Genomic DNA, 25,340 nt, shown 5'->3' with positions numbered 1-25,340 from the left:
CTACTTCGGGCGCAGGTCGTTGGTGACGTCGCCGGTCTTCAGCGGCTTGCCGCCGAACTCGGCGGCGTAGGCCGGGGCGAGCAGGCCCTGGAAGCTGGCCGCAGGCAGGGTGAGGTAATAGGCGCCCTCGACGTAGGGCCCGACCGCATAGGCGTCGAGCAGGAAGGTCAGGCCGCCGGCCTTGCCGGCTGCATCGCCGGGAGCGAGGACCACAGCCACGTCCTTCAGCTTGGGGCAGGACCAGGTGTCGCCGCCGACCTTGACCGGCGTCGCGCCGGGGCGGGCCCTCTTGGCGGTGTTGACGGCGTCGCACAGGGCGCGTTCCAGCGAGGCCGTATCCGCGCCCTTGGCGAAGAGGTCGGCCGGGGTGATCCGTCGGCGCTCGGTCTTGTCCCACAGCAGGGCCGTGGCGACCGTGTTGGGGTGGGCGCCGCCGGAGTAGTCGAAGTCGGTGCGCATGGCGCTGAACAGACGGCCGGTCTGGACCGGATCGCCGTAGACGATGGTCTTCTCATAGGGGCCCATGGCGCTGTCGCCGCCGGCCTCGGTGCGGTCGGCCTGGGCGCCCTCGGCGTACTTGCCCAGGTCGGCGACCTCCTGACGATAGAGGCTGGCGTAGAGCTCAGGCTGGGTCTTGATCGCTTCCGGCAGGGTCAGGCTGACCTTGGCCCACGGCGTGGCGCTGTCGTATTTCAGCGGGCCGTCGGCGGCGACCGCAGCGGCGGCTTTCGAGGCCTCGGGCGCCTTCTGCTCGTTGCGCTGGCACGCGGCGAGGGAGGCCGCGACGGCGACGGTGACAAGCAGAATGCGAGCGGGACGCGAGGGGATCATGCCGGACTCCTATGGCGAGATCAGAAAGCTAGGCCGTTGAACGCTATGGCGGCCAGAAGGATCAATCCCGCCTCGCGATTTGATTTGAACAGGCGCAGGGCGAGAGACGCGTCGTCGGGCTGCAGGCGCTTCACCTGCCAGGCCAGGTGCAGCGCGTAGGCGGCCAGACCGACGTAGAAGACGGGACCTAGACCGGCGGCGAACCCCGCCGCGCCCGCCAGCAGGACGGCGAGGGCGTAGAAGACGGCCACGCCCGGCTTGACCTGGGCGCCCAGTCGGCGGGCCGAGGACTTGATCCCCGCCATGGCGTCGTCCTCGATGTCCTGAAGCGCGTAGATGGTGTCGTAGCCGAGGGTCCAGAACAGGCCGCCCGCGTAGAGAAGGCCTGCCGACAGGGCGAGGTGGCCCATCTGGTTCAGGCCCTCGGCCATCCAGTAGGCGTCGCCGCTGGCGCGCACCTCCAGCACATAGAGCCAGCCCAGAGAGAACAGACCGCCGGTCGCCGCGGCGAAGCCCAGCAGGGCGCCCCAGTTGAAGGTCAGGCCCAGCCAGGCCTGGGGCCACCAGGTGATGCGCTTCATGAAGGGATAGGCCGCGACCAGACCCAGCGACAGGGCGCCGAGCAGCACCGAGGTCAGGTTCATGGTCAGCAGGATGCACAGGCTGATCAGGCTGAGGCCGGCCACGAAGGCCCAGGCCTGCTTGACGCTGATCTGGCCCGCTGGAATGGGGCGCAGGGCGGTGCGGGCGACTTGGGCGTCGAAGTCGCGGTCGATGATGTCGTTCACGGCGCAGCCGGCGCCGCGCATCAGGCAGGCTCCGATGGCGAAGCCGATGATCAGCCACAGCTCATAGCCGCCAAAGGGCCGGTCATACTGGTTCAGGGCCAGCATGATGCCTTGCCAGCCGGGCAGAAGCAGCAGCCATGTGCCGATGGGGCGGTCGAACCGGCCCAGCTTCAGCCACGGCTTCAGCCCCTCGGGGGCGTAGCGGTCCACCCAGTTCTGGCGGGCGGCGTCGGGAAGCGGGGCTGTGCTCATGCAATGGGTCTTAGACCCTGAGGCGGGCGGGGGTGAAGGGCTTGCGTCCGACCGGCGCCATGCGAGCCCCATTGCGCGACGCGGCGATGCTGCGTTTAGTGGCGCCTCAACCGGGAGGGAGCCGCCGATGACTGACGAGCCGATCAAGGGCCCTGCGTCCTATTTCCCTTCCATCGAGAAGAAATACGGACGGCCCATTGCGGAGTGGAAGGCCGAGGTCCGCGCCCGCTATCCGGCCAAGCACATGGAACTGGTGACCCTGCTCAAGGACGAGCACGACATGGGCCACGGCCACGCCAACGCCATCGTCGCCCACACCCTGGCGGAAGACGGGCTGAAGTAGGCCTCAGCCGGCGTGTGACAGCGGGCGTCCGTCGATCCAGGTCTCCACCGCATTCAGGTCGTGGTCCAGACGGACCAGATCAGCGGCGTAGCCGGGGGCGATGCGGCCGCGTTCGCTGTCCAGACCGAGGAAGGCCGCGGGGGCGCTGGACGCCATCATGACGGCCTGGGGCAGGTCGAGGTCGAGCATGTCGCGCGCATTCCGGACGGCGGCGGCCATGTCGAGATCGGACCCGGCCAGGACGCCACGCTCATCCATGCAGGCGCCGTCCCTGACCGAGATGCGGCGGCCCTGCAGATAGAAGTGGTCGCCCTCGGCGTTGACGCTGGGCATGGCGTCGGTGACCAGCATGAAGCGGTCGGCCGGGCGGCAACGAAGGGCCAGCTTCAGCACCACCGGATCGACATGGTGGCCGTCTACGATGATTCCGCACCAGGCTGTGGCGCTCTCCAGCGCCGCGCCGACCACGCCAGGCGCTCGGCTCTTCAGCGGCGACATGGCGTTGAACAGGTGGGTGAATCCGGTCACGCCTGCAGCCAAAGCGGACCGCATGGTTGGATAGTCGGCGTCGGAATGACCCGCGGCCACCACGGCCCCGCCCTCGACCAGGGCCGCGATCATGGCCGGCGTCGTCATTTCGGGGGCCAAGGTGATCAGGGTGCGCCCGGTCTTCATCCGCGTCAGCAGGCGCACGGCCTCAAGGTCCAGAGTGCGGAACTTGGTCGGATCATGGATGCCCTTGCGGGCGACGTTCAGGAAGGGGCCTTCGATGTGAATCCCAAGCACCCCGGGCACGCCTTCGGCCATGGCCTGCTCCACCGCGTCAATGGCGCGGTCGATGACGGAAAGGTCGTCGCTGATCAGGGTGGGCAGGAAGCCCGTGGTGCCGAAGCGGCGGTGAGCCGCGCCGATGCGGGCGATGGTTTCCACTGTGGGCGCGTCGTTGAACAGGACGCCGCCGCCGCCGTTGACCTGGGTGTCGATGTAGCCCGGGACGAGACGGTCGCCGTTCAGATCATGAGCCTGCGCCTCGGGGAAAACGGCGCGCAGGGCCGCCTCGGGGCCGACGGCGGCGATCCGATCACCGTCGACCACGAGGGCCAGACCCTCCTGGAAGGCGTCGTCGACCAGAATCCGTCCGTTGTGCAGCAGGCTGGGCATCAAACCGTCTCGGTCACCTTGTTGAGGTAGGGCGGGTGGTCGGGATCGAACCCGCGCGCCGTGGAAAGCGTGGCGGCCAGACGGTAGAAACTCTGGATCAGCAGGATAGGCTCCAGCGCCGGGTGGCTGCTGACGGTGGGCAGCGAGATCACCCCCGGCGCGGTGGCAAGGCCGGCGAAGAAGACCTGCGCCCCGCGTCGGGCGAAGTCGGCGGCCAGATCCTCGGCGTCGTCGCGCGTCACGTCCGCCTGGGGCAGAAGCAGGACGGGGAAACCGGTCTTGACCAGGGCCATGGGGCCGTGGCGGACCTCGGCGGTCGAAAAGGCCTCGGCGTGCAGGCCGCACGTTTCCTTGAGCTTGAGCGCCGCCTCTCGCGCCACGCCGAAGCCGACCCCGCGTCCGACGACGTAGAGGCTGGCGGCGCTGGTCAAGGCGGGAAGGGCCGCGGACCAGTCCTGCGCCCAGGCGGCGTCCAGCAGGCGCGGCAGGTCGTTCAGGGCGGCCGACAGTTCGGCGTCGCCGCTCCATTCCGCCACCAGATGGGCGATGGCGCTGAGGCTGGCGATGAAACTCTTGGTCGCGGCGACCGACAACTCCGGACCGGCGCGCAGGGGGATGGTCAGGTCGGCCACCTGGCTCAGGGGCGATCCCTCGACATTGACCAGGGCGATGACGAAGGCCCCGCCGGCCTTGGCGGCGGCCGCCGCCGCGACCAGGTCGGGGCTCTTGCCCGACTGGGAGACAGCCAGGCACAGGCCGCCCGGGATGGACGGGGTGCGGCCATAGACCGAACTGACCGCCAGCGGCATGGGACTGGTCAGCACGCCGACCTCGGTCTCGATCAGATATCGGGCGAAGACGCCGGCGTTGTCCGAACTGCCGCGTCCGCAGATCAGGGCGGCGGTGGGGGGCTGCATCCGCAGGCGCTTGGCGGCGCGGGCGACAAGACCGGCGTTGGCGGCCAGCTGGGCGGCGACGATGCGTCCCGAGTCCGCAGCTTCGGCGAACATCCTGGTGTCTTCGGCGCGCATCAGGCGGGTCCGTCGTTCAGTTCGGCGACGAAGTCGTAGGCGTCGCCCCGATAATAGGACTGGGTCACCTCCACGGCCTCGCCGTTGTGGAAGGCGCGACGCTCGATAAGCAGGCCCGGCGCGCCGGGGGCTATGCCCAGGAGCTGGCACTGCTCGGCGTTGAACAGTACGGCGCGCAGACGTTGTAGCGCGCGGTTGGGCCGGTGGCCGCTGACGGCGAGGGCCTGATAGAGCGAGGTGGTCACCGCCTCGACGCCCGAGAGGCACGACGCCGGGACGGTCGAATACTCCAGCGCCATCGGCGCGCCGTCGGCGTAGCGAATGCGGTGGAAGCGATAGACCGGCGCGCCGGGGCTGAGGCCCAGCGTCAGCGATTCCTCCGGCGTGACGGTGCCCTCGCTACGGCTCAGCCAGGAACTGGTGGCTTTGCGTCCGCGCGCCGCCATGTCCTCTGAAAAGGAGGTCAGCTTGGAGAAGCTCTTCTCGACCCGTGCAGCGACGAAGGTGCCGGCGCCCTGACGTCGTGTCAGCAGGCCCTCGGCCACCAGGCCGTCGAACGCCTTGCGGATGGTGATGCGGGACACCGATAGTTCGTTGGCCAGATCGCGCTCGGGCGGCAGGGCGTCGTCGGGCTTCAGCGCGCGGCGCTCGATGGCCTGCCGCACGGCCTGTTGCAGCTGTTGGTACAGAGGCGCGGGGCGTTGGGCGTCCAGCGATCCGATGGCTTCAAGAAACGGCATGACGTCCTCCCCCCGAGTGCATCCCCGACGCCTCATGAGAGCCCATGTTACGCAACCAATCAAGGACCAATATTGAGAAAGTTTAGGCCCAATGTGAATTTTGGTCTTGCGAGATACGACGCTTTGGTGAAACTCTCCCGTCAATTCCCATGTTCTCTCGATCTGGTCGAAAGAGGGGCGGGCCAGATTGGTCTTGAATTGGGTAGGTCAGGCCTGCGGGGGCAGGTCTCTGGAGGGGAGTCCAGCGCTATGAATATCCTTCACGCCTTGCTTGCCGGCTCTGTCAGCGCCCTGGCGCTGATCGCCGGCGCCGCCGCCGCCCAGGACGCCAGCGGCCCGGTCACGACCGTGGACGAAGTGGTCGTCACCGGCATCCGCGCCTCGCTGCAGCAGTCCATCGCCACCAAGCGCAACGCCAACGCCATCATCGATGTCGTCACCGCCGAGGATGTGGGCAAGTTCCCCAGCTCGAACGTGGCCGAGGCCATCACCATCATTCCCGGCGTCACCGTCGATCGCGCGTTTGGCCAAGGCGAAAAGGTTTCGATCCTGGGCACCGACCCGGCGCTGAACCGGACCCTGCTGAACGGCCAGACGGTGGCCTCGGCGGACTGGTTCATTCTCGATCAGCCGGGACGAACCTTCAACTACGCCCTGCTGGCTCCGCAGATCGTCGGCAAGGTCGAGGTCTACAAGACGCCTGAGGCCCGTATCGACGAGGGCAGCATCGGCGGCACCGTCGACGTCCTGACCCGCCGTCCGCTGGACCTGGATCGCTACACCCTCTCGGGGGCCGTGACCTATCTCTACAATGATCGGTCCGAGAGCGGTGATGCCCAGCTCTCGCTCCTTGGCGGCTGGCGTAACGAGGACCGCACCTTCGGCGTCATCGTGTCGGCCCAGCGCGCCAGCGACGAACTGCGGCGTGACGGGCTGGAGGCCTATGGCACCATTCCAGCGAGCTACTACAACGGCGGCAACGCCGAGAACCCGGGCGGCAATTCCATCGCCAACGGCAACTGCGTCGGGGCCTGCGCCACCACCCTGCTGGCCAACCCGAACGCCAAGGGCCTGAACTCCTTCGGCACGCACTTCTTCGAGCAGCAACGCGAGCGCAACAGCTATACCGTGGCGCTGCAGTATCGTCCCAACGACAGCCTGGACCTGAACTTCGACTGGCTGCGCGTCGACGCCACCTATGACAACATCAACCAGGCCCTGTTCGCCTTCCAGGGCAACACCTGGAACAGCCTGGGCGCGCTGACCGACATCCAGGTCGACGACAACGTCATCACCAAGGCCTCGTTCAAGAACGCGTTGAGCGTGCTGGACATCCAGTATCGCGAGGCGGCGATGACCTCGGACAGCTACCATCTGGACGGCAAGTACACCGGCGCTGGTTGGGACTTGTCAGGCGACATCGGCTACACCAAGGCCGACGGCGGCACGCAGCGCCAGCTGTTCGGAGAGTTCCTGAACTGGGCGGATTACACGGTCGACTTCACCGGGGCGCCGGGTTCGCCGGGCGTTCTGAGCTACGCCAACGGCAATGTCCTGAACGACGCTTCGAAGTTCTCGTTCGACGGCGGCTGGGGCGGCGGCGATCCGTCGGTCGGACCGACGGGCTACAACGCCGGCTGGGGCGGCAACATCGTCTCAAAGCCGACCATGGATGAGGAAACCTACGCCCAGGCTGACCTCGGCTTCGATCGCGACGGCTTCTTCAGCCGACTTCAGTTCGGCTACAAATACCGCAAGCACGAGACCGATCAGAAGATGTCGGGCGTGACGGTCCAGATTTACGGCGCGCCTGACAGCGCCTCGATGTTCAGCCCCAGCCAGGTGCCGGGCAACTATCTGGACGGCTTCGACGGCGCCAACGATCAGATGAAGACCCGTTTCCGCATCGATGGCGCGGCCCTGGCCGACTATATCGAGAACGGCGAATATCTGCGCCCCTGGCAGCCCGCGCCGGTGCCGACCATCTTCGGCAACGCCGAGTTCACGGCTCAGAACTGGAACGTCCAGGAGACGATCAACGCCCTCTACGGCCAGGCCGATTTCGAGAATGATCGGGTGCGCGGCAACGTGGGCCTGCGCTACGTTCGCACCGAGTCCGAGAGCGGCGGCTATGTCTGCGTCAACCAGACCGCCAGCGGTTGCGGCACCACCGCGGCCGACTGGGAATGGAACGTCCGCACCAAGGAATACGACGACTTCCTGCCCAGCGTGAACCTGGCGATCAATGCGACGGACGACGTGATCGTCCGCCTGGCGGCGGCGAAGGTGATCGCCCGTCCCAACTACGCCGACATGTCCAACTACTTCTGGCTGTCGGATCAGATCCTGACCGGCGGCGGCGGCAACCCGGACCTGGACCCGTACAAGTCGACCAACCTGAACGCCGCGGTCGAATGGTATTTCGCGCCTGACGCCATTCTGTCGGGCGAGATCTTCTACAAGGACATCGACAACTACATCCTGCAGGCGACGGCGCCCGAGACCCACTTCAACCAGGCGCAGAACAAGCCCACCACCTATCAGATCAGCCGTCCGACCAACGCCGGTTCGGCCGAGCTGAAGGGGCTGTCCGTCGCCTATCAGCAAACCTACGCCTATGGTCTGGGGCTGCTGGCCAACTACACCCTGGTGGACGGCAGCGCCGACAACGGCAGCGATCTGCCCTTCAACTCGAAGCACCAGGTCAACATCAGCCCCTTCTTCGAGTCGGGTCCCTTCTCGGTGCGGGCGACCTACACCTGGCGGTCCAAGTATTTCACTGGCCTGGATCGTGGCGACCAGATGTACGTCCGGGCCTACACGGGTCTGGATGCGACGGCGGGCTACGCCTTCAACGAGAAGGTCAGCCTGACGGTGTCCGGCCAGAACCTGCTGGACAGCGAATACTACGCCTACGCCAATACGGTCAGCCTGCCGCGGGGCGTCTATCGCACCGGCCGCAAGCTGATGGCGACGCTGAGCGTCGCCTTCTGAGGACGCCGCGTTCGGAGGGCGGCGTTCGTCGTCCTCCGTTCCGCCTATCGCCAAGGCCTTCTCCTGAGGCCAGACTGGCGCGGGGCGTTTACGTCCCGCGCGCTTCTTTGATGCGAGACTGCGTATGATCCAGGTCGTTCGATCGGCGAAGGCGTTCGCCCCGGTGCTGACGCTCATGCTGACCCTGGCCGTGGCGCCGGCCGTCATGGCCGAGGCGCCGGTCGGGTCCGTGATCCCGCGTCCCGCCACCGTAACCCCGGCGGCGGGCGCTTTCGTGCTGATCGACGGCGCCGCCCTGATCGTGCCGCGCGGCGACGCCGAGGCGATGCGCGCCGCGACCTATTTCGCCGACCTGATGCAGCGTACGCGCGGCCTGCGCCTAGCGGTGCGCGAGGGAGACGAAACGCCGGGAGCCGTGGTCTTTCGTCGCGCTGACGGGTCGGCCGCCGACGCCTACCGGCTGGACGTCGGCCCGCGCGGAGCGGTCATCACCGCCAGCGATTTCGGCGGGCTTCTCTACGGCTCCATCAGCCTGTGGCAACTGGCCACCGCCGAGGCGGGCCAGGGGGATGCGACCATACCCGCCGTCGCCATCGCCGACGCGCCGCGCTTTGGCTGGCGCGGCGTCATGCTGGATTCAGCCCGCCACTATCAGTCGCCGGCCTTCATCAAGGGTTTCATCGACTGGATGGCCCTGCACAAGCTGAACGTCTTCCACTGGCACCTGACCGACGACCAGGCCTGGCGGTTGGAGATCAAGCGCTACCCCAAACTGACGGAGGTCGGCGGCTGGCGTGTCCACGCCGGTGCGGCGGCGCAGAAGGACATCGATCCGGCGACCGGGCGCCCCCGCCTGTACGGCGGAATCTATACCCAGGACGAAGTGCGCGACATCGTCGCCTATGCCGCCGCCCGCAACATCGTCGTGGTGCCGGAGGTCGACGTGCCCGGCCACGCCAGCGCGGCGATCGCCGCCTATCCCGAACTGGGCGTGACCGACGTGCCCGGCGCAGCCGTTCCGGCCGTGCCCGCCGACTGGGGCGTCTATCCGACCCTGTTCAACGTCGAGGAAGCGACCCTGGTCTTCTTCGAAAACGTCATGGACGAGGTGGTCGATCTCTTCCCCTCGGAATACGTCCACATCGGCGGCGACGAAGCGGTCAAGGATCAGTGGAAGGCCTCGCCTCGCGTGCAGGAAAGGATGCGCGAACTGGGTCTGGCGGACGAAGAGAAGCTGCAGTCCTGGTTCGTGGCGCGTCTGGAGAAGCGCCTGAACGACCACGGTCGCCGCATGATCGGATGGGATGAAATCCTGGAGGGCGGCATCAATCCGAACGCCAGCGTCATGTCCTGGCGCGGCGTCGAGGGCGCCATCGAGGCGGCGCGTCTGGGCCACGACACGGTGATGTCGCCGGCGCCGGTTCTGTATCTGGATAACCGCCAGAGCGCGGACGACGGGGCGCCCGGGCGCGGCTTCACTTCGACCCTTCGCGACGTCTACAGCTTCGATCCGACGCCGGACGTGCTGACCCCGGAACAGGCGCGTCGCGTCCTGGGGGTGCAGGGCAACCTTTTCACGGAACACATGCGGACCGAGGACCGGGTCGAGTATCAGGCCTTCCCGCGCATCTCGGCCCTGGCGGAAATGGCCTGGACCCCGCACGAGCGGATGGACTTCGCCGATTTCCGTGTCCGACTGGACCCGCAACTGGCCCGCTATCGCATGCTGGGCATCGACTATGCGACCAGCGGGCTGACCGAAGTTCCCGCCGCGCCGCCCGCCGACGGCCAGCGACGCTATGACCATCAGATGAAGCTGTGCACCGCGGCTCTGCCGCTGTCGCTGATCGATGACGCCCCGCTGGAAGGCGAGCGTCCGGCTCTGCTGATGGACATCCTGAACCCTTGCTGGATCTATCAGTCGGCGGATCTGACCCGGGGGCTGCGTTTCGAGGCCGCCGTCGGCCAGGTTCCTTTCAACTTCCAGATCGGCGCCGACCGCGACAAGATCCGGCTGGGGACGCCGCGGACGCCGCACGGCGAACTGGAGGTGCGCATCGATGGCTGCGAGGGCGAACCGGCTCTGGTCATTCCTCTGGCCGAGGCGGCGGGCGACGACGGGATCACCGTGCTCTTGGGCCGGCTTCCGGCCCGCGCCGGCCAGCACGACCTGTGTCTGAAGTTCACTCAGAAAGAGCTGGACCCGATGTGGGGCGTCGACTGGGTGCGCGTGTCCGACGCCGTCCAGCGCGAGAACGACTGATGACGGCTGAACTGATCGTCCACGCCCCGATCGACGGCTGGGTGTGTTCGCTGGACGAGGTTCCGGACGCCGCCTTCGCCGGGCGCATGGTCGGCGAAGGCCTGGCTATCGATCCGACGGGCATGACGGTGCGAGCGCCGTTTGACGGCGTGGTGTCGAGCCTGGCCCGCACCGGTCACGCGATCAGCGTGCGCGCGGACGCGGGGCCTGAAATCCTGATCCACCTTGGGCTGGATACGGTGGCTTTGGAGGGGGCGGGCTTCACCGCCCATGTCGTCGAGGGCGCGCGGGTGACGACCGGCGATCCGCTCCTGACGATGGATCTTGAGGTCGTCGCGGCGGCTGCCAAGAGCCTGATCTCGCCGATCCTCCTGGTCAGCGAGGGCGAGGTTCGACTGTCGCCGCTGAGTCGCCTGGTCGAGGCGGGGGAGCCGATCATGAGCGTGCGGGCGGCGAAAGCCGCCGCCGTCACGGCCGGCGGCGGCGCGGCGGTGCTGACCCGAACGGTGCGCGCCCCCTTGCCGCACGGCCTGCACGCGCGCCCGGCCTCGCGTATCGTCGCCTGCGCCAGGAGCTTTGACGCCAGGGTGAGCCTGACGCTCGGTGATCGCAGCGCCGACGCCGCCAGCCTGACGGCCATGATGACCCTGGGGCTCAAGGACGGCGACGCTCTTACCGTCAGCGCCAGCGGGCCAAAGGCTGAGGCGGCGCTGGACGCCGTCGCCGCCCTGATCGCGTCCGGGCTGGGCGAGGGCGGGGAAGCCGCCCACGCCGCGCCCGCCGTCGAAACGCCGGTCGCGCAGGCCGGCCCCGCCTCGGGCGAGGACGGCGAACTGATCTTTTCGGGCGTCACCGCGGCGCCGGGGCTGGCGGTCGGTCGCGCGGTGCATCTGCGTCAGGCCGAGATCGTCACGCCTGAACATGGTCGCGGCGTCAGGCTGGAACAGGCGGCGCTGCAACAGGCCCTGGGCGCCGTGCGCAGCCGGATCGAAGCCTCGGTCGCGTCAGGCGGCGCCCATCGCCGCGCCATTCTGGCCGCCCATCTGGCCTTCCTCGATGATCCCGGCCTGCTGGCCACGGCGCAGGAAGCGATCGAGGCGGGCCGCAGCGCGAGCTTCGCCTGGCGCACGGCGACCCAAGGCGGCGTGGCCCTGTTCCGGTCGCTGGGCGACGCCCGCACGGCCGAACGCGCCGACGACCTGATGGATCTGGAGCGTCAGGTTCTGGTCGAGCTGTCGGGCGAGGCTGCGGCCGCGCCTGTGGTGCTGGGGGCCGGGTCGGTCATCCTGGCCGACGACCTTCTGCCGTCGCAACTGATCGCGCTGGACGCGGTCAAGGTGGCGGGGCTGTGCACCGCACGCGGCGGGCCGACGTCGCACGTCGCCATCCTGGCCGCCGCCATGGGCGTGCCGGCGCTGGTCGCCGTCGGATCGGGTCTGGACCGCATTGAGGACGGCGCCCTGGTGGTTCTGGACGCCGACGGCCGGCGCCTGGTCGCCAATCCATCCGCCGCACGGCAGGCCCGGGCCCAGAGCGCCGCCGCCGCGCGCGACCGCCGTCGCGCCGAGGCCCGCGCCCTGGCCGCCGAGGATTGCCGCACCGCCGATGGTGTTCGGATCGAGGTCTTCGCCAATCTGGGCGACGTGTCAGAGGCCGCGCCCGCCGTGGCCGGGGGCGCCGAGGGATGCGGCTTGCTGCGCACCGAATTCCTTTTCCTGGAGCGGCAGAGCGCCCCGACCGAGGACGAGCAACTGGCCCAGTATCAGGCCATCGCCGACGCTCTGGACGGGCGGCCTCTGGTCATCCGCACTCTGGATGCGGGCGGCGACAAGCCCTTGCCCTACCTGCCCATGCCGCATGAGGACAATCCGGCGCTGGGTCTGCGTGGTATACGCACGGGCCTGCACCGACCAGACCTTCTGCTGACCCAGTTGCGGGCTGTCTGCCGGGTGCGGTCCAGCGGAACAGTCGCCGTCATGTTGCCGATGATCGCCTCGGCGTCCGAGGTGCGTCAGGTTCGCGCCCTGCTGGACATCGCAGCCTCCGAGACGGGCTGGGCCGCGCCCCTGCTGGGGGTGATGATCGAGACCCCGGCGGCGGCCATGACCGCCGATCTGCTGGCCCCACACATCGACTTCATCTCGATCGGCACCAATGACCTGACCCAGTATGCGCTGGCCATGGATCGGCAGAACGCCCATCTGGCCGCGCAGTTGGACAGCCTGCATCCGGCGGTGCTGCGCCTGATCGCCCAGGCGGCGACGGGCGCCGCCGATACGCGCTGGATCGGCGTCTGCGGCGGGCTGGCCTCGGACCTGCTGGCTGCGCCCATCCTGATCGGTCTCGGCGTCACCGAGCTGTCGGCCACGCCGTCCATGGTGGCGGAGATCAAGGCAGCGGTGCGCGGCCTGACCCTGGCCGACTGTCGCCAGCTGGCGGGACAGGCCCTGACGCTGGACAGCGCCGAGGCCGTGCGCGCCCTGGCCGACGACCGTCTGGCCGCACTGTTGAAATCTCGCGTCGTCGGAGCGGTCGCATGAAGATCGGACTGTCCAGCCTGCAGCCGCTCGGCCGGGCCCTGATGCTGCCTATCGCCGTCCTGCCGGTTGCGGGGCTGTTGTTGCGTCTGGGGCAGCCGGACCTGCTCGACATCGCCTTCATCTCGGCGGCGGGGCAGGCGGTGTTCGCCAACCTGGGTCTGCTGTTCGCGGTCGGCGTGGCGGTCGGTCTGGCCAGGGACAACAACGGGGCGGCCGGCCTGGCGGGCGTGGTCTGCTTCCTGATCTCGGTCGAGGCGTCCAAGGTGCTGCTGGCGGTCCCGCCCGAGGTGGTCGCCGGTCTGACCGGCGACGCGGCGGACGCGGCGTCCAAGGCCTTCAAGGACCAGGCCCTGGCGCGGCTGGGTGTACCCATAGGCATCGTCGCCGGCCTGATCGCCGGAGCCTGCTACAACCGCTTTTCGACCTTCAAGCTGCCCGACTACCTGGCCTTCTTCGCCGGGCGCCGCTTCGTCCCGATCGTGGCGGGGGTGGCGGGGCTGGCGGTGGCGGCGGCGGTGGGCCTGACGTTCGCGGGCATCGACCACGCCATCGACGTCTTCAGTCGCGCCGTGGTCGGCTCGGGCGAGTTCGGCCTGTTCGTCTATGGCGCGCTGAACCGACTGCTGATCGTCACCGGTCTGCACCATATCCTGAACAACGTCGCCTGGTTCATCGTCGGCGACTACAACGGCGCGACCGGAGACCTGAACCGCTTCTTCGCGGGCGATCCCAGTGCGGGCGTCTTCATGAGCGGCTTCTTCCCCGTCATGATGTTCGGACTGCCCGCCGCCTGCCTGGCCATGTACCACGCCGCCCGGCCCGAGCGTCGCAAGGAGGTCGGGGGGATGCTCTTCTCCCTGGCGCTGACCGCCTTTCTGACCGGGGTGACCGAGCCGATCGAGTTCACCTTCATGTTCCTGGCGCCCGTCCTCTACGCCATCCACGCGGTGCTGACCGGCGTGTCGATGGTGGTGATGGATTTGTTGGGATCGCGGCTGGGCTTCACCTTTTCGGCGGGCCTGTTCGACTATGTGCTGAACTATGGTCGTTCGACGCGTCCCTGGGTGCTGCTGCCGGTCGGCCTGATCTACGCCGGGCTCTATTACGGCCTGTTCCGCGTCGCCATCTCGGTCCTGAACCTGAAGACACCTGGGCGTGAAGACGAGCCGGCCGTCGCAGTCGGGACCGGGGAGGTCGCGGGCGGCCGGGCCGGCGGCTTCGTCGCGGCGCTGGGCGGGGCGGGCAATCTGAAGGCCGTCGCCGCCTGCACCACGCGTCTGCGGCTGGAGATACGCTCGCGCGAAGCGATCGACGAGGCGGGGCTGAAGCGGCTGGGCGCGCGCGGCGTCATCGCCCCCGGCCCCAATCAGTTGCAGGTCGTGCTGGGACCGATCGCCGACGCTGTGGCCGACGAGATCAGACACCTGATCGCCGTCCCCGGCGCACGGACGGAAGCCCCTGCCAGCGGTCAAGAGCGCCGCCCGACCCTGTCACGTCCGCTGATGGACGCCCTCGGCGGCGCCGACAATGTCGCCGAGGTCAGCGCCAGGGCGGGGCGCCTGTGTGTTCGACTGGCCTCATCCGATCCGATCGATCTGGCGGCCTTGCGGACCCTGGCCCCCCGCGGCTTCGCCCGCACCGGCGATCGCAGCCTGCAACTGCTGGGTTTCTAGCGCCGCGTCTTCTGCTTCGGCCTGGCGCTGCACAGGGCGCCAAGACTCGCCGCCGGGAACCGCACGGCGTCCGAACCCTTTCCAACAGGGAAGCGTGAGGGGACCTACGTGCTGAACGGAACAAGGCGATGGTGAGCCCGGCTTTGACCTGGGTGCCCTACTGCGGCCCGGCGCCGGATTTCGGCGAGTGGCGCTGGAATCTCGACCCGGTGCTGTTCCTGCTTTTGGTCGCCGTCACCGCCGTGATCGGATTGCGGCTTCAGGGGCAGCGGCGCGCGCTGGGTCTGGCCGCCATGGCGGTTCTGGCGATCGGTTTCGTCTCGCCGCTCTGCGCGCTGAGTTCGGCCCTCTTCTCCGCGCGAACCGTGCATCACGTTCTGTTGGTGGCCGTGGCGGCGCCGCTGCTTGCCGGCGCCTTGCCTGGACGGTTCCGTGGTCTGGTTCTGGCGACAGCGACGCAGGCGCTGGTCTTCTGGGGCTGGCACGCCCCGGCCGCCTACGCCGCCGCCCTGTCGAGCGACCTCGTCTACTGGATCATGCAGGCCAGCCTGCTGGCCAGCGCCGTCTGGTTCTGGGGCGCGGCGCGTGCGGCCTCCGCTCCGGCGGCGGTCGTGGCTCTGTTGGCGGCGATGCTGGCCATGGGGTTGCTGGGCGCGGTGCTGACCTTCGCCGGCCAGGCCGTCTATGAGCCGCATGCCTATTCGACGCTGGCCTGGGGCCTGACGCCGCTGGAGGATCAGCAGGCGGCGGGACTGATCATGTGGGCGCCGGCGGCGGCCCTTTATCTGGCGGCGGCGCTGTGGCGGCTGGGCGGACTCCTGGGCCCGGACGCGGAGGCCCGGACGGCGTGATCGAACGGCTGTTCAGGCAACTGCTCGAGTGGGCGGCGGGTCACCACGACGAAGGACATTATTCGCCGGTCGGCATCCTGTTTCATTGGAGCATGGCGGGTCTGGTCGTCTTTCAGCTGGGGTGGGGCTGGTGGATGGGGCGTCAGCCGGTCGGCGGCGCCATGATCGCGGCCTATGAGCTGCACTTCGCCGTCGGCTTGCTGATGCTGGTCCTGGTGATCGGGCGTCTGTCCTGGCGCATGATGGCGCCGGATCTGATCAACGACGCCGACAAGCCAGGGTGGGAGAGCATGGCGGCCCATGTCACCCACTATGTCTTCTACATCTGCCTGTTCGGTTTGCCCTTGTCAGGCTGGGCCATGATTTCGGCGACGGACCGCACGCGACAGCTCGAAGTCCTGGGCTTCATCAAATGGCCGCTGCTGCCGTTGCAGGAGCTGTCGAACACCCAGTTGTGGGCCGTCGAGGCAGCGGCGGAATGGCTGCACTGGGGCCTGGTGGTTACGCTGTTGTTGATGATTCCGATCCACGCGGGCGCTGCGCTCAAGCACCATCTGATCGATCGGGACGACGTGTTTCACGCGATGCTGCCGGTCTTGCCGCCGCTGCCGCCGAAGCGGACACGCTGGCAGAGGCGCTGGCGGGCGCTGGAGAAGCGGGTTGCCTCGACAGCCAAAGCGCTATGGCGCGGGCTTCTTGGTCTGAAAGCGGTTTGACGGCGGCGGCCATGACGCCGCGCGGGTCGTTGCGCCGCTTGCCGGACTTCCAGCGGTCGATCTGCTCCAGCGTGTAGGCGGCGGGCTGACCCGCGATGGCCGGAGCGCCCCCCAAGCCCGAACCCTGGCCTTCGGCGCCATGGCAGGACGCGCAGGCCACGACGCCGCGAGACCCGTCGCCGTTCAGATAAAGGCCGGGAGCCTGCTGGCCGGAGGACGGCGCGGGTAGCGGTAAGGGCAGGGCGGCGTAGTAGGCTGAAACCTTCTGCCGATCCTGATGATCCAGCGCCCTGGCGATCCGGGTCATGGCGTCGTCGGGGCGGATGCCCAACGCGTAGTCGTCGAGCTGCTTCTGGAGATAGCCGGCGTCCAGGCCCGCCAGTCGGGGCGCCGCCCCGCCGTCGCCGCCGCCGTCCAGGCCGTGACAGGTGAAGCAGGCGTTTGCCGCCCCGCCGGCGCCGCCGCTCATGGCGATGACGTGGCCGTTGGCCGTGAAGGCGCGATCCGTCCGTCCGGGCGAGGAATCGCAGGCGGCGAGCAGGGCCGTCACGCAGAGCGCGGGCAGGAGCTGGGCTGGAGCGGTGACGCGCACGGGGGTCCAACACCTGCTTACGGCGGAGGTTCCTGAATGCTCAGCGCGGAGGCTGGATGTCGCATCCGTGGAACCTCCGTCCGCAGAGAGGATTGCGTGTGATGAAGCTTCGGGGGGCGGATGGATTATCGACAGACGGGCGCGACGGCGGCAAGGCAGGCCATGGTCTGCGTGCTGGGTTTCGCCGCGAGCGCCTGCGTGGACAAGGCGGATTTGCCGCGTCCTGTGGCCCAGGCGGATCCGGCGGCGGGCCTGGCTGTGATCCGCGAGGTCGGCTGCGCCGCCTGTCACGCCATACCGGGCGTCGCCTGGCCGCAGGGCCGTACGGGCGGCAGCCTTGCGGGTGTCGGCGCGCGCCCGCTGATCGCCGGGCGACTGCCTAACCAGCCTGACGTCCTGATCCAGTGGCTGATCGATGCGCCTTCGCTGGACCCCGACACCGCCATGCCGCCCATGCCCCTGACCCAAGACCAAGCCCGCGATGTCGCGGCCTATCTGTATACGCTCGATGACGACTGAAGCTGTGCCCGGAACCGCCGGTTGGCCGCCCCCCGTGCTGGATCCGGCGGGGCCCTTCGCGGGACCGATCGAGACGGTCGCCTGGGTCTTGTTTGTCATGTCGGCTGTGGTGATGGCGGTGGTGCTGGTCGCCCTTGGGCTGGCCCTGTTTGGACCGCGCGAGTGGAAGAAGCGCGTCGGGGGCGAGCGTCTGGTCTGGGCGGCGGGTCTGGTGTTTCCGACTGTCGTTCTGACCGGTCTGCTGATCTACGGCCTGACCACGACGGCGCGCGTGTCCGAGGCGCCCAGGCCGGGCGAGATGCGGATCCGGGTGACCGGCGAGATGTGGTGGTGGCGCGTCGCCTACCTGGACGCCCAGGGCCGAGAAATCGTTCAGGACGCCAACGAGGTGCATATTCCGACCGGCCAGCCGGTGGTGTTCGAGCTGGAAAGCGCGGACGTGATCCACAGCTTCTGGGTCCCGCGGCTGGGCGGCAAGACCGACATGATTCCGGGGCGGCGCAACTTCATGCGGCTGCAGGCGGACACGCCCGGGACCTATGGGGGGCAGTGCGCCGAATACTGCGGCGGAGCGCACGCCTTGATGGGGCTGGTGGTCATCGCCCACACGCCCGGTGACTACGCAGACTGGCGGGCGCGGCAAGCGCGCCCGGCGGCGTCCGTGCCGTCGGCCGAGACATCAGTGGCCTTGATCGATCAGGGGCGGGATGTCTTCGCCGCCTCGGGCTGTGGAGCCTGCCACACCATTCGCGGCACCGAGGCCAACGGGCTAGCGGGGCCCGATCTGACCCACGTCGGATCGCGCCAGACCCTGGGCGCCGGCATTCTTCCGAATAATCAGGGCACGATGGCGGGCTGGATTTCCGACAGCCAGAGCCTGAAGCCCGGCAATCGCATGCCGTCCTATCCGGTGCTCACGGGTCGCGATCTGCGCGCCACGGCGGCCTATCTGGAAAGCCTGAAATGAGTTCGGAGACGGGATTCGATCCCGAGCTCTACAAACGCTTTCCCACCGAGGAGCCACGGCCCGACGGCGAGCTGGAAAAGCTGGAGGAGGTCTGGTGCGGACCCCGCAGGCCGTGGGAGTGGATCACCGCGATCAACAACAACTACATCGGCGTCTATTACGTCGGCGCGGCCATGTTGTTCTTCGTGCTTGCAGGCGTGCTGGCGCTGCTGATGCGCACGCAACTGGCCCTGCCGATGACGGGCTTTCTGGCTCAGGAAACCTACAACCAGATCTTCACCATGCATGGCACGGTGATGATGTTCCTGTTCGCGGTGCCGGCGGTCGAGGCCCTGGGCGTGCTGTTGCTGCCCCAGATGCTGGGCGCGCGAGATCTGCCGTTCCCCCGTCTGTCGGCCTACGCCTTCTGGGCCTATCTGATCGGCGGGCTGTGCTTCTTTGCGTCGCTGTTCTTCGGCCTGGCCCCCGACGGCGGCTGGTACATGTACCCGCCCCTGACCTCGACCACCTATTCGCCAGGGATCAACGCCGACTTCTGGTTGCTGGGCATCGGCTTCATCGAAATTTCGGCGATCGCGGGCGCCATCGAGATCATCGTCGGCGTTTTGAAGACCCGAGCGCCCGGCATGACGCTGGACAAGCTGCCCATCTTCGCCTGGGCCATGCTGATCTTCGCCTGCATGATCATCATCGCCTTCCCCTCGATCATCCTGTCGACCCTGCTGCTGGAACTGGAACGGGCGCTGGGCTGGCCCTTCTTCGATCCTGCCAAGGGCGGGGACCCCATGTTGTGGCAGCACCTGTTTTGGTTCTTCGGCCACCCCGAGGTCTACATCATCTTCCTGCCGGCGGCGGGCGCGATGTCGACCATCATCCCGGCCATCGCCCAGACGAAGCTGGTCGGCTATCGGCTGGTCGTCCTGGCCATGCTGGCGACCGGCTTCATCAGTTTCGGAGTCTGGGCGCACCACATGTTCACGACGGGCATGCCGCAGATTTCGATCAACTATTTCAGCGCCGCCTCCATGGCCGTCAGCGTGCCTGCGGGGGTGCAGGTCTTCGCCTGGATCGCCACCCTGGCGGCGGGAAGGATGCGCTTCAACACGCCTGGACTGTTTGCCGTGGGCGGGCTGGTCATCTTCGTCATGGGCGGATTGACCGGTGTCATGGTGGCCATGGTGCCGTTCGACTGGCAGGCCCACGACAGCTATTTCATCGTCGCCCACCTGCACTACGTGCTGATCGGCGGCATGGTGTTTCCACTCTTCGCCGCCATCTATTACTGGACGCCGATGTCCAGCCGCCGACCGCTTAGCGAGCGCTGGGGCAAGTGGATATTCTGGCTGATGTTCGTGGGTCACAACGTGACCTTCATGCCCATGCACCTGACCGGACTGATGGGCATGCCGCGGCGGGTCTACACCTACCTGCCGGACCGGGGCTGGGAGCTGCCCAACATGATCTCGACGGCGGGATCCTTTCTGTTCGGGCTGGCCGTTCTGCTGTGGATGGTCGACATGATCCGCAACTTCCGTCCCTTCGGCGACAAGGACGCCGGCAATGTCTTCGACGGACCCGGCCTGGAGTGGCTGCCGTCGGGTCGCTATTCGCTGCGCTCCATTCCCGTGATCCAGAGCCTGTATCCGGTCTGGGACCAGCCGAACCTGGCGCGAGACGTGCCCGCGGGCCGCTACTTCCTGCCGGGCGCGCCCAGGGGGCATCGTGAAACCATCATCACCAGTCCGATAAACGCCGAGCCCCAGTATCTTCAGCGGATGCCCCGGCCTTCGAGCTGGTATGTCTGGGGCGCCGTCTTCACCGCCGGCTTCTTCCTGATTTTGACCATCCAGGCCTACGCCGTGTCGGTTGTAAGCGGGGTGCTGGCCGTCTTCTGCATTCTGAAATGGTGCTGGACCCTGGATAGACCCAGCGGGCCGGCCACCGTGGCGGTCGGCGGGGGCGTGAGGCTGCCCACCTATGTTTCAGGGTCGAGCAGCCACGGCTGGTGGGCCATGGTCATCACCCTGATCGTGTCCGGCATGGTCGCGATCATGGCCTGTTTCTCCTACGTCTTCCTGTGGAGCCGCCGACCCGACCTGTGGCAGGCGCCGCCGGATCTGGCGACGCTTCCCGTGACGGCCGGCCTGCTCGTCGCGGCGGGTGTCGGCGGCTGGATGGCGCAGGGCCTGCTCAAGCGGGGGCGTCCGCGCAGCGCCGGCCTGGCCGCCGTTCTGATGCTGTCCGCGACGCTCGCGGCGGGCGGCGCCTTCGCCAACGAGGCGACGGCGTGGTGGGGAACCGGACTGCGGCCCGACGCATCCAGCCAGGGCGCGACCGTTTACGCCTTGCTGGCCTGGCAGGGGACGTTCGTGGGTATCGCCCTCCTGATGGGGCCGTTCGCCCTGTTGCGCTGGCTTTTCGGCCACCTGTCGCCGCGCCATCCGGCCACGTTCGAAGTCATCGCCCTGTTCGTCGCCTTCACGGCGGTTCAGGGCACGGCGACGAGCCTGCTCGTTCGCTTGCTGCCCGGCGTGGGCGCATGAGGCTCTGGGCCATGATGACGGGCGGGCTGCTGATCTGGGCCGTGCACTTTTTGGGTCTCTACCTGCTGGCCAGCGCCGCCGACGTCGCGAAAGGCGACGCCGCAGCGTGGAATGCGGCCGGTCTGGTCGTCAGCCTGGTCTGCCTGCTCTCCGTGATCGGCTTCTGCTGGCGCGGGGCGGCGGCGTTGAAGGCCCGGCCAGCCGATGACACCGGCGCCTTCGGCCTTCGTCTGGCGATCGCCGGCGGGCTGCTGGGCGGGATCGGCGTGGTGTTCCAGAGCCTGGTGCTGCTGACGCCCGCCTGACGTTGAGCGGAAGTGACCAGCCTGAACGCGACTGAGTGATGAACCATTTCGCAATCAGGAAGTTAGCCAAAGCCAGACAGGAGGAGGGCCAGATGAAGAGTTACGGATCGGCAGGCGCGTTGGCGCGGCCGCTGCACGGGATATTGCTGGCGTTTCCCATCGCCCTGTTCACGATCGCCCTGTTTACCGACATCGCCTATCTGCAGACGGCCGAGATGCAGTGGAGCAACTTCTCCGCCTGGCTGATCACTGGGGCGCTCGTCTTCGGCGGCGTCGCCGGCGCCTTCTCGATCGTCGATCTGGTGTTTGCGCTCCGTCGCGGCGGATCGCGTCGCGTCATCGTTCATGTCGTCGCGCTTGCATTGGCCTGGGTGCTGGGTCTGGTGAACGCGTTCAAGCACAGTCAGGACGCCTGGAGTTCGGTAGGCGGCTTTGGTCTGACCCTCTCCATCCTCTGCACGCTTCTGGTCCTTGTGGCGGGCTGGACCGCCTATTCCGCTGGGGAGACCGCTCGATGATCAAGCACCTTCTGACCGCCAGCGCCGTCGCTTTGACGGTCGCGGCCTGCGGAAACGCCAGCGATCCGAAACTGAACCAGACCGGCGTCAATCCCGACCTGCCCAAGCCGAACGAAACCTTGGCGCCGGCCATGAAGATCAGCCCACCCGCAGGCTGGAACGGCGAGACGCCGACCGCGCCCCGGGGCTTCGCCGTCACCGCCTTCGCCACCGGCCTGAAGATTCCGCGGCAGATGCTGATCCTGCCCAATGGCGACGTCCTGGTTGCTGAAGGGCGAGGCGGCGGCGCGCCGCGACTTCGACCCAAGGACGTGGTGGCTGGCGCGATCAAGAAGAAGGGCAACACCCAGATCGAGGGGGGCGACCGCATCACCCTGCTGCGCGACGCCGACAACGACGGCGTTCCCGAACTGCGCACCGTCCTGGTCGAGAACCTGAACGCGCCCTATGGCCTGGCCTATGTCGACGGCTACCTCTACGTCGCGGAACAGGACGCGCTGACGCGCTTCGCCTTCCAGCCGGGCCAGACCGGAATCGCGACGCCGGCCGAGACGGTGACCGAGTTGCCGTCGCGCCTGAACCATCACTGGACCAAGGCCATGACGGCCAGCGCGGACGGAGCAAAGCTCTATGTCGGCATCGGCTCCAACTCCAACATTGGCGAGCGCGGTATGGCGGTCGAGGAGGAGCGGGCCGTGGTCTGGGAGATCGACCGCGCGACCGGCGCGCGGCGCACCATCGCCACCGGCATTCGCAACCCGACCGCTCTGGCCATCGAACCCGGCACCAATCTGCTGTGGTCAGTCGTCAACGAGCGTGACGAACTGGGTCCGCAACTGGTGCCGGACTACCTGACCCAGGTCCGAGACGGCGCCTTCTATGGTTGGCCCTATAGTTACTGGGGGCGCAACATCGACCCGCGGGTCATGCCGCAGAAGCCCGATCTGGTAGCCAAGGCCATCAAGCCGGACTACGCCCTGGGCTCCCACGTCGCGGCCCTGGGACTGGACTTCGCCCGTGACGGCGGTTTTGGCGGCGCGTTCGCGAACGGCGCCTTCATTGGCATGCACGGCAGTTGGAACCGGCAGGATCCGTCCGGCTACAAGGTCGTCTGGGTACCGTTCGCCAACGGTCGTCCCGCCGGGCAGCCGGTCGATTTCGTGACCGGCTTCCTCAAGGACGGCGGCGCGCGCGGGCGACCCGTGGGGGTGGCGTTCGATCCCGCGAAACGAATCCTGCTGGTGGCGGACGACCTGTCCAACACGGTCTGGCGGATCGCCCCGGCGGCCTGACGCCGCGCGGGGCATGGCGCGTTAGAACCGGAAGGTCTGGCCTTGGGCGAAGGCTTCCCACGCCTCGCGCGACTTGAAGTCCAGGCCGCCGTCCCAGGCCGAGCCCATGTAGTAGGTGAAGGGCCGGCCCGGCGTGACGCGGACCAGGATCAGATAGTTGTCGGCATCCTCGGCGAAGCCCTCCACCAGGGCCGGGTCGACGGCGATGGCGATGCCGATCGAGCCATGCTCGGGGTTGGCGGGCTCCCAGAACATCAGGCGGCCGTTGGCGGCGTCGCGCGTGACCGCGCCCGCGCCGGCGGCGTTACGGCGCTTGGAGATGCCGATGCCGACGATCAGGGGCTCGGCCGTGTCCGAGTTCAGGGTCGAGGTCATGCGGGTGAAGTTCGAGCCCAGCGGCAGGGAGAAGTCGCGCGTCTCCCAGACCTTGCGGGCCACATCGACGGGCCAGGGGCGGTAGTCGACACTGAAGCGGGCCTCGTCGCCGCCCGTTTCGTCGATGCGGTAGGTTGAGAAGTTGCGGCTGGTCCACAGCTTGTTCTCGTACCAGACGCCCAGCCCTCCGGAACCGCGCCCACGACCGACGTCGTAGTAGTCCAGGCCCTCGCCGCGATCGACGTGGTAGTTGGGGAAGCGCAGTTGGCGGTCCATGTAGGGATAGCGGACGCGCTTGGCCCAGACGTCGATGCCTGACCCCGACGGCGCCTCGCGCGCCTCCAGCGCCGGGCCGTAGATGCGGTGGGCGACGCGGTCGTTCTCCCACAGCAGGTCGTCGAGACGGTCGGGCGCGAAGCGGACCACGGCGCGCGGTTGCTGCTGGTCGGCGGGCGGCGGGGTCAGGCGCTCGACCTCGGCGGGGCGGTCAAGAGCGGTCGGGTCATAGGAGAGGGCGCGGGTAGCGTGCATCTCCTCGGCGCGGCGCTTGATCTCGGCCTCGCCGACGACGGTGACGGGGGCGGGGGGCGTCGGCGTGGTGGCGGCGATGACCTCGGGCGCATCACGCGCAGGCTCGGCCAGGGGCAGGCTCTTTTGCGCGCCGTTCAGGTCGGCGACCTCCAGCCCTGCCAGCAGATAGGTCCCGGTGGTGTAGAGGCCGACTTCGTTCGGATCGGTCGGCACCGGCATGTCGCCGGTCTTCTGCGTCGCGCCGATCAGGCCGCTGGGCAGGACGTGGCGGTTCAGCGCGGCCCAGCCCTTGAGCACGGCGGGCTCATAGGTCGCGCGGTCCAGCAGGCCGTGGTTGACGCCCCAGGCCATGGCGTAGACGTAGAAGACCGAACCCGAGGTCTCGGCTTGCGGATAAAGCTCGGGGGCCAGCAGGCTGGCGCGCCACAGGCCGTCGTCCTGCTGCAACTCGCGGATGCGCCCGGCCATGGCCTGGAAGATCTCGATATAGTCCTGGCGACCCTCGAAGTCGGCCGGCATGGCTTCCAGCGTGCGGGCCAGACCGCCCATGACCCAGCCGTTGGCGCGGCTCCAGTAGATGGGCTGACCGTTGGCCTCGGTGCGGCCCTCGAAGCGCTGGTCGCGCAGGAAGAGGCGCTGCTCGGGCACCCACAGGCGGTCGATGGTGCGGCGGAACTCCTTGTCCATGCCGCGGATGTATTTGGGATCGCCAGTCACCGCTGACATGCGCGCCAGCACCGGCGGCGCCATGTAGAGGGCGTCGGCCCACCACCAGATCGAGGCCTCGGTCTCGGCCGTGCGGTTCAGGTGCGGGACCATGTAGTCCAGCCGCTGGCGCAGGGGCATCAGCACCCCGTCCTGGCCCCGGCGCGAATAGAGCTCCAGATAGAGGTCGCCGATGGTCTGGTCGTCAGCGTTCAGCATGGTCGGGCCGGAGCGGGCGCCGCGCAGGCTGTAGTTGTAGTGCTCGGCCACAGCCGTCAGGAAGCGCAGGGTCTCGGGATCGTCGGACACGCGGGCTAGGCGCGCTGCGCCGATGTAGAAGGTGGCGGCGACCCAGTTGGACGACATCTGCGTCAGGTTGCTGCCGGTCGACAGGGCTAGCGGACGCTGCGCCATGTCCTTGATCTGCGAAGCGGCGACGTATTCGACGGCCGCCATGGTCTGCTCGCGCGAGGGGCGGGCGTCGGCGCGGAAGTTCAGGTCGGGACGCGGCTTGGCGGTCAGCCACTCGGCCTCGACGCCGGGGTTCGACTGCGGCGCCCAGGGCTGGCCGGCGGCCGATTGGGCCAGGGCGGGAGAGGTCAGGACGGTGCTGGCCAGCAGGAAGGCGGCAATCGTCGGCACGGCGCGGCGTAGCGTCACAGGCGTTCTCTCCGGTACGAACCCCGATGGGTTTGGGGTTTCACTATTTGCTTATGCGTACCATAAAATGGTGATCGAGCAGCGCAAGTCGGAATGACACCGCGCGACAAGACGCCGTCGTCCAAGGCGGCCCGTAGATTGAGGAACGCC

19 protein-coding genes and 1 pseudogene are annotated in these 25,340 nt (G+C 68.2%); 13 read left to right on the top strand and 7 right to left on the bottom strand.

The annotated features are described in order from the left end of the window. A complete protein-coding gene (locus B4A39_RS06140) occupies nucleotides 1-831 on the bottom strand; it encodes an RsiV family protein (RefSeq protein ID WP_292034392.1) in 831 nt (276 codons plus the stop codon). A 20-nt stretch (nucleotides 832-851) separates the two neighbouring features. Beyond that, nucleotides 852-1,871 (bottom strand): UbiA family prenyltransferase, encoded by a 1,020-nt coding sequence (locus tag B4A39_RS06135; RefSeq protein ID WP_292034390.1) that lies wholly within the window; start codon nucleotides 1,869-1,871, stop codon nucleotides 852-854. Nucleotides 1,872-1,998: 127 nt separating this feature from the next. Here B4A39_RS06135 and B4A39_RS06130 point away from each other — a divergent pair, with 127 nt between their 5' ends. Next, nucleotides 1,999-2,214, top strand: a complete 216-nt coding sequence (locus tag B4A39_RS06130) for a DUF4287 domain-containing protein (protein WP_292034389.1) — start codon at nucleotides 1,999-2,001, stop codon at nucleotides 2,212-2,214. Nucleotides 2,215-2,217: 3 nt separating this feature from the next. On the opposite strand, the gene nagA is transcribed toward B4A39_RS06130, so the two are convergent. The 3 genes from nagA to B4A39_RS06115 are packed head-to-tail and all read right to left on the bottom strand — an operon-like array spanning nucleotide 2,218 to nucleotide 5,146. Beyond that, on the bottom strand, nucleotides 2,218-3,375 hold the full coding sequence (gene nagA / locus B4A39_RS06125; RefSeq protein ID WP_292034387.1) for an N-acetylglucosamine-6-phosphate deacetylase: 1,158 nt from the start codon (nucleotides 3,373-3,375) through the stop codon (nucleotides 2,218-2,220). Continuing rightward, nucleotides 3,375-4,406, bottom strand: a complete 1,032-nt coding sequence (locus tag B4A39_RS06120) for an SIS domain-containing protein (RefSeq protein WP_292034385.1) — start codon at nucleotides 4,404-4,406, stop codon at nucleotides 3,375-3,377. Before B4A39_RS06120 ends, nagA begins: the two co-directional genes overlap by 1 nt. Then, entirely contained in the window at nucleotides 4,406-5,146 is a 741-nt protein-coding gene (locus B4A39_RS06115; protein ID WP_292034382.1) for a GntR family transcriptional regulator, read from the bottom strand. Before B4A39_RS06115 ends, B4A39_RS06120 begins: the two co-directional genes overlap by 1 nt. Nucleotides 5,147-5,395: 249 nt before the next feature. Between B4A39_RS06115 and B4A39_RS06110 the strand changes: the two genes are divergently transcribed. From B4A39_RS06110 to B4A39_RS06085, 6 genes are all read left to right on the top strand, one after another. Then, nucleotides 5,396-8,140 carry a TonB-dependent receptor gene (locus B4A39_RS06110; RefSeq protein ID WP_292034380.1) on the top strand — a complete coding sequence of 915 codons (2,745 nt, stop codon included), beginning with the start codon at nucleotides 5,396-5,398 and terminating at the stop codon, nucleotides 8,138-8,140. A 124-nt stretch (nucleotides 8,141-8,264) separates the two neighbouring features. Then, a complete protein-coding gene (locus tag B4A39_RS06105) occupies nucleotides 8,265-10,403 on the top strand; it encodes a family 20 glycosylhydrolase (RefSeq protein ID WP_292034379.1) in 2,139 nt (712 codons plus the stop codon). After that, nucleotides 10,403-12,943, top strand: a complete 2,541-nt coding sequence (gene ptsP / locus B4A39_RS06100) for a phosphoenolpyruvate--protein phosphotransferase (protein WP_292034376.1) — start codon at nucleotides 10,403-10,405, stop codon at nucleotides 12,941-12,943. The genes B4A39_RS06105 and ptsP overlap by 1 nt, the downstream gene beginning before the upstream one ends. Continuing rightward, nucleotides 12,940-14,616 (top strand): N-acetylglucosamine-specific PTS transporter subunit IIBC, encoded by a 1,677-nt coding sequence (gene nagE, locus B4A39_RS06095; RefSeq protein ID WP_292034374.1) that lies wholly within the window; start codon nucleotides 12,940-12,942, stop codon nucleotides 14,614-14,616. Before ptsP ends, nagE begins: the two co-directional genes overlap by 4 nt. Before the next feature lie 131 nt (nucleotides 14,617-14,747). Next, nucleotides 14,748-15,467, top strand: coding sequence for a cytochrome c oxidase assembly protein (locus B4A39_RS06090; RefSeq protein ID WP_292034372.1), 720 nt, complete (start codon nucleotides 14,748-14,750; stop codon nucleotides 15,465-15,467). Beyond that, complete coding sequence (locus tag B4A39_RS06085; RefSeq protein WP_292034371.1) at nucleotides 15,464-16,183, top strand: cytochrome b; 720 nt, start codon at nucleotides 15,464-15,466, stop codon at nucleotides 16,181-16,183. Before B4A39_RS06090 ends, B4A39_RS06085 begins: the two co-directional genes overlap by 4 nt. A 10-nt stretch (nucleotides 16,184-16,193) precedes the next feature. Here the strand turns inward: B4A39_RS06085 and B4A39_RS06080 are convergent. Beyond that, a pseudogene (locus B4A39_RS06080) lies at nucleotides 16,194-16,652 on the bottom strand (c-type cytochrome); the annotation flags it as partial. 243 nt (nucleotides 16,653-16,895) lie between these two features. On the opposite strand from B4A39_RS06080, the gene B4A39_RS06075 reads away from it, so the two are divergent. The 6 genes from B4A39_RS06075 (at nucleotide 16,896) to B4A39_RS06050 (ending at nucleotide 22,919) form a co-directional block, all read left to right on the top strand. Continuing rightward, nucleotides 16,896-17,294, top strand: coding sequence for a c-type cytochrome (locus tag B4A39_RS06075; RefSeq protein ID WP_292034369.1), 399 nt, complete (start codon nucleotides 16,896-16,898; stop codon nucleotides 17,292-17,294). Further along, a complete protein-coding gene (gene coxB / locus B4A39_RS06070) occupies nucleotides 17,284-18,261 on the top strand; it encodes a cytochrome c oxidase subunit II (RefSeq protein ID WP_292034366.1) in 978 nt (325 codons plus the stop codon). Before B4A39_RS06075 ends, coxB begins: the two co-directional genes overlap by 11 nt. Then, entirely contained in the window at nucleotides 18,258-20,804 is a 2,547-nt protein-coding gene (ctaD, locus tag B4A39_RS06065; RefSeq protein WP_292034364.1) for a cytochrome c oxidase subunit I, read from the top strand. Before coxB ends, ctaD begins: the two co-directional genes overlap by 4 nt. Further along, the gene (locus tag B4A39_RS06060; protein WP_292034362.1) at nucleotides 20,801-21,109 is read left to right on the top strand and encodes a hypothetical protein; all 309 of its coding nucleotides are present in this window, start codon (nucleotides 20,801-20,803) and stop codon (nucleotides 21,107-21,109) included. The genes ctaD and B4A39_RS06060 overlap by 4 nt, the downstream gene beginning before the upstream one ends. Nucleotides 21,110-21,201: 92 nt before the next feature. Beyond that, the gene (locus tag B4A39_RS06055; RefSeq protein ID WP_292034361.1) at nucleotides 21,202-21,627 is read left to right on the top strand and encodes a DUF2231 domain-containing protein; all 426 of its coding nucleotides are present in this window, start codon (nucleotides 21,202-21,204) and stop codon (nucleotides 21,625-21,627) included. Continuing rightward, a complete protein-coding gene (locus B4A39_RS06050; protein WP_292034359.1) occupies nucleotides 21,624-22,919 on the top strand; it encodes a PQQ-dependent sugar dehydrogenase in 1,296 nt (431 codons plus the stop codon). Before B4A39_RS06055 ends, B4A39_RS06050 begins: the two co-directional genes overlap by 4 nt. A 21-nt stretch (nucleotides 22,920-22,940) precedes the next feature. Here the strand turns inward: B4A39_RS06050 and B4A39_RS06045 are convergent, their stop codons facing one another. Beyond that, nucleotides 22,941-25,190, bottom strand: coding sequence for a glycoside hydrolase family 88 protein (locus B4A39_RS06045; protein WP_292034357.1), 2,250 nt, complete (start codon nucleotides 25,188-25,190; stop codon nucleotides 22,941-22,943). Nucleotides 25,191-25,340: the final 150 nt, after the last annotated feature.

This window comes from Brevundimonas sp. UBA4553, from assembly GCF_002387245.1.
In the GTDB taxonomy this organism is placed as follows: domain Bacteria; phylum Pseudomonadota; class Alphaproteobacteria; order Caulobacterales; family Caulobacteraceae; genus Brevundimonas.
The sequence above is the reverse complement of the archived record's forward strand: the minus strand, read 5'-3'. Positions and strand labels throughout refer to the sequence as shown.